Source organism: Paraburkholderia sp. A1RI-2L (assembly GCF_048957375.1).
Lineage (GTDB): Bacteria > Pseudomonadota > Gammaproteobacteria > Burkholderiales > Burkholderiaceae > Paraburkholderia.
The window spans coordinates 21,000-34,180 of sequence record NZ_JARBTA010000002.1; the positions used below are offsets into that span (position 1 = coordinate 21,000).

At 59.4% G+C, this 13,181-nt stretch carries 10 protein-coding genes; 2 read left to right on the forward strand and 8 right to left on the reverse strand.

Features of this window, described 5'->3' with window-relative positions:
- Positions 1 to 293: 293 nt before the first annotated feature.
- Positions 294 to 1,546, reverse strand: a protein-coding gene (locus PWP93_RS14900) for an IS3 family transposase (RefSeq protein WP_421024845.1) whose coding sequence is annotated in 2 segments (ribosomal slippage) — positions 294 to 1,261 and positions 1,261 to 1,546 — 1,254 coding nt in all. Because the reading frame shifts where the segments join, the coding sequence is not laid out codon by codon here.
- Between PWP93_RS14900 and PWP93_RS14905 the strand changes: the two genes are divergently transcribed.
- The gene (locus PWP93_RS14905; protein WP_421029005.1) at positions 1,503 to 3,470 is read left to right on the forward strand and encodes a hypothetical protein; all 1,968 of its coding nucleotides are present in this window, start codon (positions 1,503 to 1,505) and stop codon (positions 3,468 to 3,470) included. The genes PWP93_RS14900 and PWP93_RS14905 overlap by 44 nt on opposite strands.
- 183 nt (positions 3,471 to 3,653) lie before the next feature.
- Here PWP93_RS14905 and PWP93_RS14910 read toward each other — a convergent pair whose 3' ends face one another.
- From PWP93_RS14910 to PWP93_RS14925, 4 genes are read right to left on the reverse strand one after another with little or no spacing between them, the layout of a single operon-like run.
- Positions 3,654 to 4,304, reverse strand: coding sequence for a class I SAM-dependent methyltransferase (locus PWP93_RS14910; RefSeq protein ID WP_421029004.1), 651 nt, complete (start codon positions 4,302 to 4,304; stop codon positions 3,654 to 3,656).
- Positions 4,305 to 4,347: 43 nt separating this feature from the next.
- On the reverse strand, positions 4,348 to 5,253 hold the full coding sequence (locus PWP93_RS14915; protein WP_421029003.1) for a hypothetical protein: 906 nt from the start codon (positions 5,251 to 5,253) through the stop codon (positions 4,348 to 4,350).
- Between the two features lie 22 nt (positions 5,254 to 5,275).
- A complete protein-coding gene (locus PWP93_RS14920) occupies positions 5,276 to 5,539 on the reverse strand; it encodes a hypothetical protein (RefSeq protein WP_421029002.1) in 264 nt (87 codons plus the stop codon).
- Between the two features lie 13 nt (positions 5,540 to 5,552).
- Positions 5,553 to 5,798 (reverse strand): hypothetical protein, encoded by a 246-nt coding sequence (locus tag PWP93_RS14925; RefSeq protein ID WP_421029001.1) that lies wholly within the window; start codon positions 5,796 to 5,798, stop codon positions 5,553 to 5,555.
- A 239-nt stretch (positions 5,799 to 6,037) separates the two neighbouring features.
- Here PWP93_RS14925 and PWP93_RS14930 point away from each other — a divergent pair.
- Positions 6,038 to 7,218 (forward strand): IS3 family transposase gene (locus PWP93_RS14930; protein ID WP_421023114.1). Its coding sequence is split into 2 segments (ribosomal slippage): positions 6,038 to 6,290 and positions 6,290 to 7,218, totalling 1,182 coding nucleotides; the frame shifts between segments, so codons are not numbered across the junction.
- A gap of 555 nt (positions 7,219 to 7,773) precedes the next feature.
- On the opposite strand, the gene PWP93_RS14935 is transcribed toward PWP93_RS14930, so the two are convergent.
- The 3 genes from PWP93_RS14935 to PWP93_RS14945 are packed head-to-tail and all read right to left on the reverse strand — an operon-like array spanning position 7,774 to position 13,158.
- Positions 7,774 to 10,821: an efflux RND transporter permease subunit gene (locus PWP93_RS14935; protein WP_421029000.1), complete on the reverse strand. Its 3,048-nt coding sequence runs from the start codon at positions 10,819 to 10,821 to the stop codon at positions 7,774 to 7,776.
- Positions 10,818 to 11,927, reverse strand: a complete 1,110-nt coding sequence (locus tag PWP93_RS14940) for an efflux RND transporter periplasmic adaptor subunit (protein ID WP_421028999.1) — start codon at positions 11,925 to 11,927, stop codon at positions 10,818 to 10,820. Before PWP93_RS14940 ends, PWP93_RS14935 begins: the two co-directional genes overlap by 4 nt.
- A complete protein-coding gene (locus PWP93_RS14945) occupies positions 11,917 to 13,158 on the reverse strand; it encodes a TolC family protein (RefSeq protein ID WP_421028998.1) in 1,242 nt (413 codons plus the stop codon). The genes PWP93_RS14940 and PWP93_RS14945 overlap by 11 nt, the downstream gene beginning before the upstream one ends.
- Between the last annotated feature and the right edge of the window lie 23 nt (positions 13,159 to 13,181).

Below are 13,181 nucleotides of genomic sequence, written 5' to 3' on the forward strand. Positions count from 1 at the left end.
GGCGAAAAGTGCTTTGCCAGTTCCATCCGATACAAAGTAACCGAGAAGCTAATAAATGAAATTTTCGGGGTGAGGTCTTAGCATGCGCTTCCGTTGTCTAAAAATCATGCTCGCGACCTCAGATGGTCCGTATGGGACCACATTAACGTTCCCAAACGGCCTTGTGGTTGTCTGGGCAGACAATTCCATGGGCAAGTCGACATGCGTGCGTTCTATACTCATAGCACTCGGCATGGAAGCTATGCTTGGAACTATAAAGTGGACCCGTCAGTCAAGACACTTTTCTGCTTGATTTAAGCTGTAATCGCGTCCAACTGCACAGCTGCCCGGCGCTGCCCCGTCCTGCATTCCTTTCCCGGCCCTTCATCCGTGTGGCCATATTTATCGACGATCAGGGCGCCGCCACCGACACCCAGGCGATAGACCTGATCCGGAGTTGCGTATCCCAGCGACTGGTGCGGGCGTTCGGCGTTGTAGAATGCAAAATATTGTGCCAATCCCACCATCAGCTCGCCCATGTTGGCGTAGCCCTTCAGATACACATCTTCATACTTCACGTTGCGCCACAGTCGCTCCACGAAGATGTTGTCCAACGCCCGCCCGCGTCCGTCCATGCTGATCGCCACGCCCTCGCGTTTGAGCACGGCCGTGAAGGCATCGCTGGTGAACTGGGCGCCTTGATCGCTGTTGAACACATCGGGCTTGCCATGCTCGCGCAGCGCATCTTCCAGGCAGTCCACACAAAATGAGGCGTCCATGCTGTTGCTCACGCGCCAGGACAGCACCCGCCGCGAGTACCAGTCGATGACCGCGACCAGGTAGGCGAAGCCGCGTGCCAGCCGGATATACGTGAGGTCCGTGGACCACACCTGATTGGGCCGCGTTACCGCCACCCCGCGCAGCAGGTAGGGATAAACCTTGTGCTGCGGGTGGGGCTGACTCGTCGCCGGCCCCGGGGCCATGCCCGCCAGGCTCATCTCGCGCATCAGCCGTTGCACACGCTTGCGATTAACGCGCCAGCCGCGACCACGCAAAAACACCACCATGCGCCGGGAGCCGTAGAACGGGCGATGCGTGTATTCCTCGTCGATCAGCGCGCGCAGCTTCAGGTCTTCCTCGTCCTTACGGGCCTGCCGCAATGCCGCGTCCAGTCGTCGGTACACCGTGGCGCGTGGCACGGCCGCCAGTTCACACTGGCGCGTCAGCGGCAGCCGGACATCACCGTGCTCGATCCAGGCCAGGCGCTTCTCCTTGCTTACTCCCCCAACTTTTTTTTAAGCCAGTCCACTTCCATCTTCAGTCGCCCGATCTCGCCGTATAACCGGTCCTCGCTGCTGTTCTCGTCCACCGGCTTGGGGCCGCGCTTGACCTCGAACAGGGCGCCTGCCTTCTCCAGAATCTCCTTCTTCCACTGCCCGACCAGTACCGGATGCACTCCATATGTCTGCGCAATTTCGCTGACCGTCTTCACCCCGCGTACCGCCTCCAAGCCGACCTTCGCCTTGAATTCCGGCGTGTGCACCCTGCGTTTTTTTCCTTCGCTCATTCTCTGCCATCCTTTCGCGGACGACAGCTTAAACTACCGTCTCAAACTCGGGGTCCACTTTACTACTCAGCAGGAGTTGCCGCTGCCGCCCGCGGTGAAGGCAAGTCTCAAGAATAACGAAGACGAGCACCATGTTCTCCAATCCGAAGTGTTTCTGGAGATTGAGAACAAGAAGGGAGAGCTGATAACAATTCAGCGAACCATTAAGGGTACCCGCGACAAAAACCTAATTACCGTTATTCACGGCCCCGCGCTCACTACGAGTGATAGGTCATTTACTTCCACCGACTTCTTCGTGAGTCGAGCAGGCGCAGCGACACGCGAGCTGGGCTTCCACCGCTACCTCGCAGAGTTTCTAGGATGGGAACTACCTGACGTCCAGACGTTCGATGGAAATACAGTTCCTCTGTACCTACAATGTATTTTCCCATATTTCGTCGTCGAGCAAATGCGCGGGTGGTCGACGATCCAGCCGCCGCTTCCTGGGCAATTCCGCATCCGTGAACCCCACAAGCGGGCGGTCGAATTCCTGCTTGATCTCGATGCGCATCGCAACGCGGTCAAAAGGCAGGAACTTCGCCTGAAGAAGGCTCAATTGGAGTCCAGCTGGGCCGCACAGGCGCGTCGCCTGTCCGCCCTAGCCAGTTCCGTGAATGGAGTATTCCAAGGCCTCCCTCGACAGCCTGTCTCAGCTTGGCCACCCGCGATCCACCCAATTTTGATGGTTCGACATCAAGATACATTGATCCCAATTGACCAGCGCGTCAAAGACCAGACCAGTCGACTTCGGGAACTTCAAAGGAGTGAAATTCCTCGGGTAGCCGACGCAGCCCCGGCCCTTGAGGGTGAACTTGCTTCTGCCGAAAGCGCAGTTCAAGAACGACAAGCGCTGGTAAATCGCTTGTCCGATATCCTAAATACAGAAACTCATGAGCTGGGCCAGGTTGAGCGACGTATAACAGTCCTGCGCGAAGATATCCAGCGTAATAAAGACGTGAAGACGCTGAAGGCTCTAGGTTCCCGCAGGAATTCGGAAGTTGAAGCCGATCATTGCCCCGTATGCCATCAAGACCTTTCGGGAGCCCTTGTTCAGTTGTCTCCTGAACAAGAAGTTATGCCGATTGATGAAAACATCGAATTCCTGTCTGAACAGCTCCGAACGTTCCAGGCGATGGAAGCGAGCGCAACAAAGCTGGTTGAAGCTCGACGCCAGCAGATGCATGCCACGCGCGACGACCTAAATCGGCTCCGTCAAAGAGTCCGCGTACTACGGAAGACTCTGATAGAAGACGACCGTGCTCCATCCGCAGCCGCAGTCCAAGAGCGTTTTGAGCTCGAAAACATTTTACGTCAAGACGAAATTCTCTCCGAACGCGTCGCCGTCGAATTTGAGACATTCTCCAATTTGGCAAAGGATTGGAGAGCCGTGGAAACAGGCCTTGCTGCGTTGCCCTCAGCCGACATCACCGACGGCGACCGCGCGAAGCTAAACCAATGGGGATCAGCTATTCGGACGCAGCTTGGCAACTATGGCTTCAAAAGCCTTTCCGCGGACCAAGTGGATCTGTCGTCCGACGCCTATCGCCCGGAGTACGACGGCTTCGATCTGCAGACTAGCATCTCTGCGAGCGACCTCATCCGCACAATTTGGTCCTACCTCTACGGCATGCTCGAACTCTCGCGCGATAACCACACTCAGCACCCTGGTTGCGTGCTATTCGACGAACCGCGACAGCAAAGTACCCGAGACGTGAGCTTCAGAGCTTTGCTCGAACAAGCGTCCCACGCAGGGAAGTTCGACCAGCAGGTAATATTCTTCACAAGCGAAGACCGTCAGCGTTTGAAACTGCATCTCAAGGGCTTACCACATACTTTGCGTGAGATCGATGGGCGTATTCTTAAGCCGCTAAATCCGACTGAGTGACTCTAGCCGTTTGGCGCGTTACCGCACCGAGGTCCGCGTCAAGCACGATTGAAATCAGACGGCGCCACGACAAGCTCATGTCGTTCGCGAAGCCGCGGAATACGGTGATCGGCGGACTGCCAGCAACATCGTAAGCGACTAGAGCCGTTACGCGCATCGTCGTGGCATCGGGGGAATGAATTTTTAGACCGCACGAGAGGTGAGAAGCAGGAATCTGGGAAATTTAAATCCTCGGCCTGATAGTTCTCGCGTCTTAGTCACAGGTAACCCGACGCTCGCGAGAGCGGACATGTATCGCTCAAGCGGGTGGTGGAAATGCGTTGTAAGCATATCACTAGCTTGCTTGCGGATTTTGAATTCGCCCTCTACCGCGAACGACTTTTCGTAGCGGAACTTGGGATCGGATGCGTACCCCCAATATAAAGGCCAGAAGCAAGGGTGCGGAATAGTGGCGATAAATAACGCGTCCCTCTTCAGTATCCGGCGTGATGCGGCGAAAAAAGTCTCCAAATCGGGCGCGCTACTCGCTGCCATGTTTGAGATTGCGGCATCGAAACGCGAACGCGAACGCCGATGCGCATACTCTTCGATACTCTCGGCATGATAGGTTATGGAAGGACTTGCATGACGCATCTGCGCAATTGCAATTGACTCATGACTTGGATCTAATCCGACAGCGATTTTGGCTCGCGACGCGACGCGGGCAGTGAGCCAACCGGTGCCGCAGCCGATGTCTGCCAAGTAGTCGACGTCCGTTAGCTCGTCAAGTATTGCAGGCGCGAGTACAAAATTGGCGCTGTGATCTTTGCCTGAGGAAATCTGTTGCTCCCGCAACGCAGCGATTGCATCCCACTCGCGCCTAATACGCGACAAGCTTTTAGTTTTTCTTAAACTTATCATTGGCGGCCCTAATGGAGCGAATGAGATCGTGTGCCATCGAATATGTTGGATGCGACGAGTCAAGTTCCTCAATAATGTGCGGCTCGTTGGGCTTTTTGCGACCTACAGCCACGTACGAAGAGGCATGATTGCCTGCATTCACGACCGTGAAGCGGGTCACTGGCTCGAATCCGAAGGCGCTGTATTCAATTATTTCCGCTCCGATCGCACCGAGTGCTTTGACCTGTTCCGTGCTGTGATGGACCAAGAATGTCAGTTCCCCACGGCGAGCCTTGTTCTCAAGTAGGGAGTAGATCCGCTGTTCGGAAATCCAGCTAGCGTCACGAGAGCAAATTTCGCATTTTCCACTGCTGCGCAGGATCGCATACATGTAGTCGTTGATCGCGCTAGTATTCTTATATTGCTTCGCGGCTCGCTTACGCTCCTCACGAATATCCGCGATGGCGACGGCACCGAATACCAACACCGTCAGAAAGACAAAGCCAATTTGTGTGTTAGTGAGAGATGCTGCTGGTGGTCGGAGAGTGAAAAACAGCCCAATGAGAGAAGCCGCCGCAGCGAGCCAGTTGAGAATAGGCCTCATAGACGTCCCAGTATGGATTAGCGCAATGCGTTCCGCAGGATCTGCAGGATAATCTGCGCCATGCGAGATGTTCTGGACATTGATTTTTCTTGGATGTGTCTTTTGGTTTTCGTTCAGGTTCGCGCCCCGATGCGCGGACGCGTAAGTATATAAGATCCGTAAAACTCGGCTTGCTTGATCTCGAACATCCCGCTTACCGACCAACGATGTAGTTTCACTCCATTTGATATTACAGGAGGAGTGTCGCGGCGCGGCGCCGCCGGGGCACGCAAACTGTCGGCGCAGTATCGTGTGGTCCACGACACCCCGTTTTCCTATGCCACTACCACGGCTTCTTTTGAACCGTTTTGTAACGCGTGGTCGCCCACTCGATCACATCCGGCTCAATCTGTCCGACACTATCGGACTGACCGATCTTAACGATCGTTGGCGGCTCGGCGTTCTCCGATCCGGCTGCGGCGAGCAGCCTGCCATTCCCTTTGGAGACGTTCCATGATCCATTGCTGTGTCCGTGGACTATCAGGTCTTCATCGCCTGCTTCCAACCGGAAGCAAACGGCGCATCGATGTTCGTTGATATCGCTCATAGTGGTATTCCGATCAGTCGTTCCAGTCCCGCGATCGCTTCCAAACGCCGTCTTTGTACTCGAACTCAGCTTCTTGGCTCGACTGCGCGTAGACGAACGTGACTGTCGCAATCAGCCGGCCGCCCTCACGAAAATAGCTGACGTACGGGGAGGTGTCCGTTGGCAGTGCCGCGATCTCCTTCGCGTACAGTACGTCGATCCGTTCGCAAAGTGACTCTTGCTTGTCCGTCTGGACGTTGAATTCTTCTTCTCGTTTCATTTGAATCTCGTTAGCCGATCAATGTGAAATTTTCCTGTGTCCAATTACTTGCGGCGGCGAGCACGCTCGATTGCGTCGTCGGCAATGGTATTCGGAGTCTCGAACGTCACGCCACCGTCCCATTCGAGCGTCACCGGAGCACCACACGACGCACAGGTGGACGCCTCGCTGAGCTTCCCCTGAAATTTCGCCTTCCAGCAGGTCGTGTGTAAACTCGACCCGAAGGAAGGAAAGAATCGATGTTCAAAATACCGAAGCAGGCATACACCGCGGAGTTCAGGACGCTCGCGGTACAGCGAGTGAAGGACGGGCAAGGCGCGCGGGACGTTGCTCGTGAACTGGGGATTTCACACCAGTCGCTGCGCAACTGGGTCAAGGCCGATGAGGCAGGCACGCTCAATGGCGCGGGGGCAAAGGTTGTCACGCCAGAGCAGATGGAGCTGTCTCGCCTGCGGGCTGAGAACAAGCGTCTGCAGATGGAACTTGAAATCGCAAAAAAAGCGGCGGCGTTCTTCGCGAAGGACCTCCTGTGAAGTACGCCTGGATTGATTCGCATCGCCGGCACTATCCGCTGTCGGCGCTGTGCGGGGTCCTCTCGGTCAGTCTGAATGGCTATCGCGCGTGGAAGCGCGGCGGCACGCCCGCGCGCAAGCGGCTCACAGATGCGCAGTTGCTCGCCCTGATCCGGTCTATCCATGCTGCGGTCAAGGGCGCCTATGGCTCGCCACGGATGACCGAGGAGATTCGCGCACGCGGCTTCCCGGCCAGCAAGGAGCGGGTTGAGCGGCTCATGCGCGACAATGGCATCCGGGCCCGTCACAAGCGCCGTTACCGCGTCACGACGGACTCGAAGCACAAGCTGCCGGTTGCAGAAAATCTGCTGGCTCGCAACTTCACGCCGACGGCGCCGAATCAGGTCTTTACGTCGGACATCACGTACATCTGGACCGATGAGGGCTGGCTGTATCTTGCGATCGTGCTGGATCTGTTCAACCGGGAGGTCGTCGGCTGGTCGATCAAGCCGCGCATGACGGCTGACATCGTGACGGACGCGCTGACGATGGCGTGGTTTCGACGCCGGCCCGAGCCCGGCGCGCTGCTTCATTCGGACAGGGGCAGCCAATACGCCAGCGACGACTTCCAGCGCAAGCTGGCGCAATACGGCATGCACTGCTCGATGAGCCGCAAGGGAAATTGTTGGGACAACGCCCCCACCGAAAGTTTCTTCAACAGCCTGAAGAACGAACGGGTGCATGCTACGCGATACCGTACCCATCAGGAAGCGATGACGGACTTGTTCGAATACATCGAAGTGTTTTATAACCGCAGTCGTCGTCATTCGTCGCTCGGCTTCATATCGCCGGATCAGTTCCTGCAAAACTGGATCAAAGCTCAGCAGACCAAGGATGCGGCTGCATAACCAAGGGCCTCTGGAAGGCGAAAAACCGAGGGAACCTCACGCCGTCATGCAAGTCACCATCGAGGCGTTCTTCACCACGCTTACCGCATGCAGCGCATTTGTACGTGTTGTGAACACACAAAAGAGTTTGACACCATGAACGTCACATAATCAGTCACTTAGCGGAACGCTTGATCACGCTCTGACGAAATAAAGTTTGACACAATGACAATCCAACACCTTTGGTATCGGCATCTCGCGATAAAAGAGTTTGACACAAGTGGGAGCGCCGAAAAGGCTTTTGAAAGTGCGCCGGCGATGCCGCCCCGAGATCGGAGGGCCGAAGCCGACCCGCTCCGGCCGCTCGCCTTGGCTTGAATGCAACGGCCGCTTCCAAGTTACACCGGCCGTTGCTATTACGCGGCCGCGATCGATGGAAAATCGGCCGGAACAACCGTTCGCATGTTGCCAGCTACGGTCAATGCGCAATAATCGATTTGACGCTTTGCGAACTGGAGATGCGGTTCCGAGCCAACATCCCCGCTGAGACATTCGTGCGCCCTTCAGGCGCCGGGATCACTCTGTTTTTCTCATCAGCAATTGCAGGAGCACCGGCAACACAAGCAGCACCAGCGGCAATTGCACGATCAGCCCGGAAATGATCGCGACCGCCAATGGCTGCTGCATCGCGGAACCCTGTCCCAACGCGAATGCGAGCGGCAGCAGTGCGAGAATTGCGGCGATCGTCGTCATCGCAATCGGGCGCAGCCGGTTTCGGCCCGCTTCGATCAGCGCCTGCCGGAACGGAACGCCTTCGTCGAGCACGAGGCCTTGCAGTTCCGATACATAGAAGATTGCGACCTCGGTTACGATTCCGATGATCATCGTCATGCCCATCATCGCCGAGATGTTCAGCTCTATGCCGCTCACCCAGAGTCCGACAAATACCGCGCCCGCCGCCAATAGCGGCATCGCCATTACGGCAAGCGCGACGCGAAAACGCTCGTACAGGAACAGAAGCAGGCCGAACACGAGCGCGATCGCCGCGCCAAACACCGTCAAAAGGCCCTTGAATGCGATCTGCTGTTGCCGATACAGGCCACCCAGTTCGTAGTAGACGCCGGCAGGCAACAGGCTGGACTCGCCGAGTGCCTTCTGCACGTCGGCAATCGTCGAGCCGAGATCTCGGCCGTCGATGCGCGCGGTCACCGCGACCATCCGCTTCAGGTTGTCCCGGCTGATCTCCGGCTGGCCGGACACTGACACGCGGTCTGCAACGCGATTCAACGCAAACAGATGGCCATCCGGTGCGCGGATCTCCAATTGCCCCAGTTGCGTATCGGTCAGTTTCATTGCATTCGCGACGCGCACGCGCACGCTGATCGTCTTCGGCCCCGTCTGGAACTGCGTCGCGACGCTCCCTTCGACCATGTCGGACACTACCTGCGCGATCGACTGCGGGTCCATGCCTTCCGCCGCGGCGGCTTCGGGCCGGATGCGCAGTTCGAGCGCGTCGCCGGCCGGATTGATGCCGTTGTCCACGTCCACGATGCCGGGAATCTTGCCGATTCGCGCTGCGACCTTTTGCGCAGTCGTGTCGAGCGTGTCCTGATCGTCCGAATAGATCTTGATCTGCACCGGCTGTGGTACCGCGGTCAGATCGCCGATCAGGTCCTCCATCAATTGAGCCAGCTCGATGCTGGCGCCCGGCACCTGCGTCTCCACCTTCGAGCGGATCTCTTCCATCACGGTTTCGATCGGCTCGCGATCGCCCGACTTCAGCCGCACGAAAAAGTCGCCCTTGTTCGGCTCGTTCAGGTCGCCGCCGAGGCCGGCACCCGTGCGGCGCGAATAGGTGGCGACATTCGGATTCGCGCGGATGATCGCTTCGATCTGCTGCATCAGCCGGTCGGTCTCGGTGATCGACGTGCCCGGTTCCGTGTGGTAATCGAGCACGAAGCCGCCTTCGTCCATCGTCGGCATGAAGCCGCTGCCGACACGGGTGAATGCAAACGTCGCGACCATCACGAGCGGAATCAGTCCGATCAGCACGAGCGGCGGCCGTGCGGTCACGTGCTCGATCAAATATGCGTAGCGCTGGTTCATCCATTGCGCGAAGCGCGACTCGGCGTGCTCCTCGGCGTCCTTCGCCTTCAGCCAGCGATCGCACAGAATCGGCACCGCGAGCCATGTGACGAGAAACGATATGAAAAGTGCGCTTGCCATCGTCACCGACAGCGCCTTGAAGAACGCGCCGGTCACGCCGGACAGAAACGCGAGCGGCACGAAGATGATCAGCGTCGCGGCCGACGAGCCGGCCAGCGGCCGCGTGAATTCGAGCGCCGCGCTCATCACGCGGCCGTGGAACGCCTGAGCGCCGGCCTCGCGCATCCGCCGCGTGATGTGCTCGATCATCACGATCGCATCGTCGATCACGAGGCCAACCGCTGCCGCCATCCCGCCCAGCGTCATGATATTGAAGCCCATGCCGAACACGTCGAGCAGCAGGATCGCGGCGGCCATCACGACCGGCACGACCGCTACCGCGATCGCGGTGATCTTCCAGTTGCGCAGGAACGCGAACAGTGTGAACGCGGCGAGCAGAACGCCGATCAGGATCGCGTCACGCACGCTGCCGGCCGACGCAATCACGAGTTCACTCTGATCGTACCAGTTGGACAGATGCACGCCCGGCGGCATCTGATGCTGGAACGCCGCGAGTTTCGCGCGGATCTCCTTCGCCATCGCGACGCTGTTCGCGCCCGGTTGCTGGAATATATTGATCAGCACAGCATCCTGGCCATCGGCGGTCACGCGCATCCATTGCGGTGTCACGCCTTCGCGGACCGATGCAATATTGCCGAGGCGGATCTGTGTCGCACCGGTTGCAGATACAACAACATCTTTCAACTGGTCGATTCGGGTGATCGTCGCGTCCGCAATCACAAGATACAACTTGTAATGATCTTCGATGCGGCCCGTTGCCATCAGCACATTGCTCGCGCCGATCGCCTTCGATACATCGGCTAACGACAGCTTGTACGCGGCCAGGCGCGCAGGATCGATTGCGACTTCGAATTCGTCCTGTGCGCCGCCCATCACGTCGACGCGCGCGACGCCTGCCACCGACGACAGCAGCGGCCGCATCTGAAACTGTGCGAGATCGCGCAGCGCCGACGGCGACTGCTGTTTCGACGTGAGGCTGTACGCGAGCACCGGGAACACGGTCGGATCCATCCGCCGCACCTGCATCGAGGTGCCCTGCGGGAGGGTCGCGAGAATCTCGCTGATTGCCGATTGCGCCTGCAACGTCGCCTGCGCCATATCGGTGCCCCAGTCGAAATTGATCGAGATCTGGGCTGACCCGCGGCTCGTCGTCGACTGGACGTCACGTACGTTCGGCACCCGGCGCAGCGCTTCCTCGACGGGCATCGTGACAAGCGTCGCCATCTGCTCGGCAGGGCGATCGCCGGCGTCGAGCGAGACCACGGCGCGCGGAAATGCGACGTTCGGAAACAGCGAAATCGGCAGACGGAATGCCGTCATCGCCCCGGCAATCGCGGCGAGCGCAATCACGAACAGCAGCGACCGCCGGTGCTTCTGCATCCATTGACCGAAATTCATCGTGCCGCGCTCCCGGCGATCTGCACAGCCATGCCGTCCTTTAATTCATAGTTGCCGCTGACGACGAGCGGCCGCGCCCCGTCGAGCATGCCGTCGACGCCGTAACGGTTGCCGTCCTCGACCTTCGTGACCACGGTGACGCGATGCGCCTTGCGATCCGGCGTGATCTGGAACACATATTCACCCTTTTCATCCGTCAATACCGCCGAGCGCGGAACGACCCAGTGCTCGCCAGTGAGCGTCGCAATATCGGCGCGCACCCGCGTGCCCGGGATGAACGCGGTCGGGCCGACCGGCACGTTGGCACCGACATTGACGAGCTGGCTTTGCGCATCGACCGACGCGCCAACCATCACCACACGCCCCGTCACCGCCGCCTTCGCGAGCGCGGTGGACAGGCCGTGCAGCGTGACGGCGTCACCGATGTGAACGGCGGCGGCATCCGCCGGTTCGATGCCGAGCATCACGTTCGCGCGTGCGTCCTCGCCGCTCGCCGCGACGGCCAACTGCATGATTGCGGCGCCGGCCTGCACCTGATCGCCTTGCGCGACGGACACCTGCAGCACGACCGCGTCGACCGGCGCGGCGATCGTCCTGCTGCCCGCGGCAATCCCCGTCTGGGCCTGGGCATCGAGCGCCTGCTGTGCGTCCAGCAGTGCCTTCTTCGCGGCGGCAAGCTGCGATTGAGTGGCGAGGCCCTTGTCATACAGCGATTGCGTGCGGCTGAGTTCGCCATGCGCAAGCGCCAGTGCGCTTTTCGCCTGGCTGGCGGCGACAACGGCGGCTGGGTCGGCCTGGACGACGACAAGCGGCGTGCCGCGCTTGACCGCTTGCCCCGGTTGCACGCGCATCTGCACGATCCGCGCGACGTAGAGCAGGTTCACGGTCGTCACGTTCGATGCCGAGGCTGCGACGATCCCGTACGCACGCACCGGTTGCGCAATTGTGCCGCGCTCGACATGCGCGGTCTGGACCGTTGCGACCGCGGCGTCAGGCGTGTCGTCGGCATGTGCGGGCAGGCTCCAGCCGACCGCGACAGCAACGAAGGTGGCTGCGCTGCATGCCGCAACGCGCCGGACCGGCATGGAGAATCGGTTATTTCGCATGGGTTTCGGTGAAAGTCTGATCGGAGGAGAAGGCGTCGGGAATCGCACTGCCGAGCAGCGCCTGCAGACCGACGCGTTGTTCGGCGAGCGATTCGTGCAGCGTCGCGACATCAACGCGCTTCGAAAGCGCAGCGATCTGTGCATCGGCGTACGCGCCGATCGTGAGATTGTGATCGGCATACGCTTGCGCGGCATGCCGCGCGTCGCTGTCGACTCCGGGCAGCGCAGCCTGGGTCTGTTCGAGCTGGCGCGCGAGAATCGCGCTGTCCGCGCGCAGGTGCGCCACGTCCGCGTACGCCTGGTTCAGGCGATTCTGGTATTCGTCGCGCAGCCGCTGGCGAGTGGCTTTTTCGATTGCGACATTGCCCTGATTGCGGTTGAAGATCGGCAGGCTCAGATTGATCTGGAAGCCGCTCGTGTAGATCTCCGACGTATCGCGTGCGCGGACGAATCCGACCGACAGGCTCGGAAACTGGCTCAGGATCGCCGCGCGATACTTCTGTTCCTGTGCTTGATAGCCCGCCTGCAGCGCAAGCAGATCGGGGCGCCGTTTCGGCAACGAAGCGGCGGCCTCGTCGATAGTCGCATCGGCCACCGGCGTTGCGTCGTCGTCACCCGTGAGCTGCAGGTGCACATCGGGGGCGAGTCCGAGCAGCGCGTTCAGATCGTGATGGGTCTGCTCCGCCGAGCGCTCGGCGTCGGTGTATTGCTTGCGGGCGTCGTTATATGAAGTGAGCGAGGCTGTCAGGGTGTCTTCCGTCAGATTGCCCTCACGCCGCGCTTCGGCCATCCGTTCGTAACGCGTGCGCGTCAGGTCGCGCTGTTGCCCCAGCAACGGCAATGTCTCGTCCAGGAGGCGAGTCTTCAGGAACAGTTGCTTCGCCTGAGCGACGACCTGCCATTCCTGCCACAGCAGGCCAAGATCGGTTTTGGCGACCGTCGCATCGGCCGACTTCCTGTTTGCGGCGCGCGTGACGATCGCCATCACGTCCATGCTCAAGCCGTAATTGAACGCGCGAGAGAAACCCGCAGCGCCGGGATAGTCACTTGAGACGCTCAGTTGCGGATCGGGCAGCAGACCTGCCGAAAATGCCTGTGCGCGGGCGATGCCGAGATCATCACGAGCCAGTTTCAGATCGGGATTGTTCGCGACGGCCAGCATCGCGACTTCCTCGATATCGAGTCCGTCGGACGGATCGAAGCGATGTGCGGCCAGTTCCGGCAGCGGCATCGTCGCCGGGTCAATCCGAATTC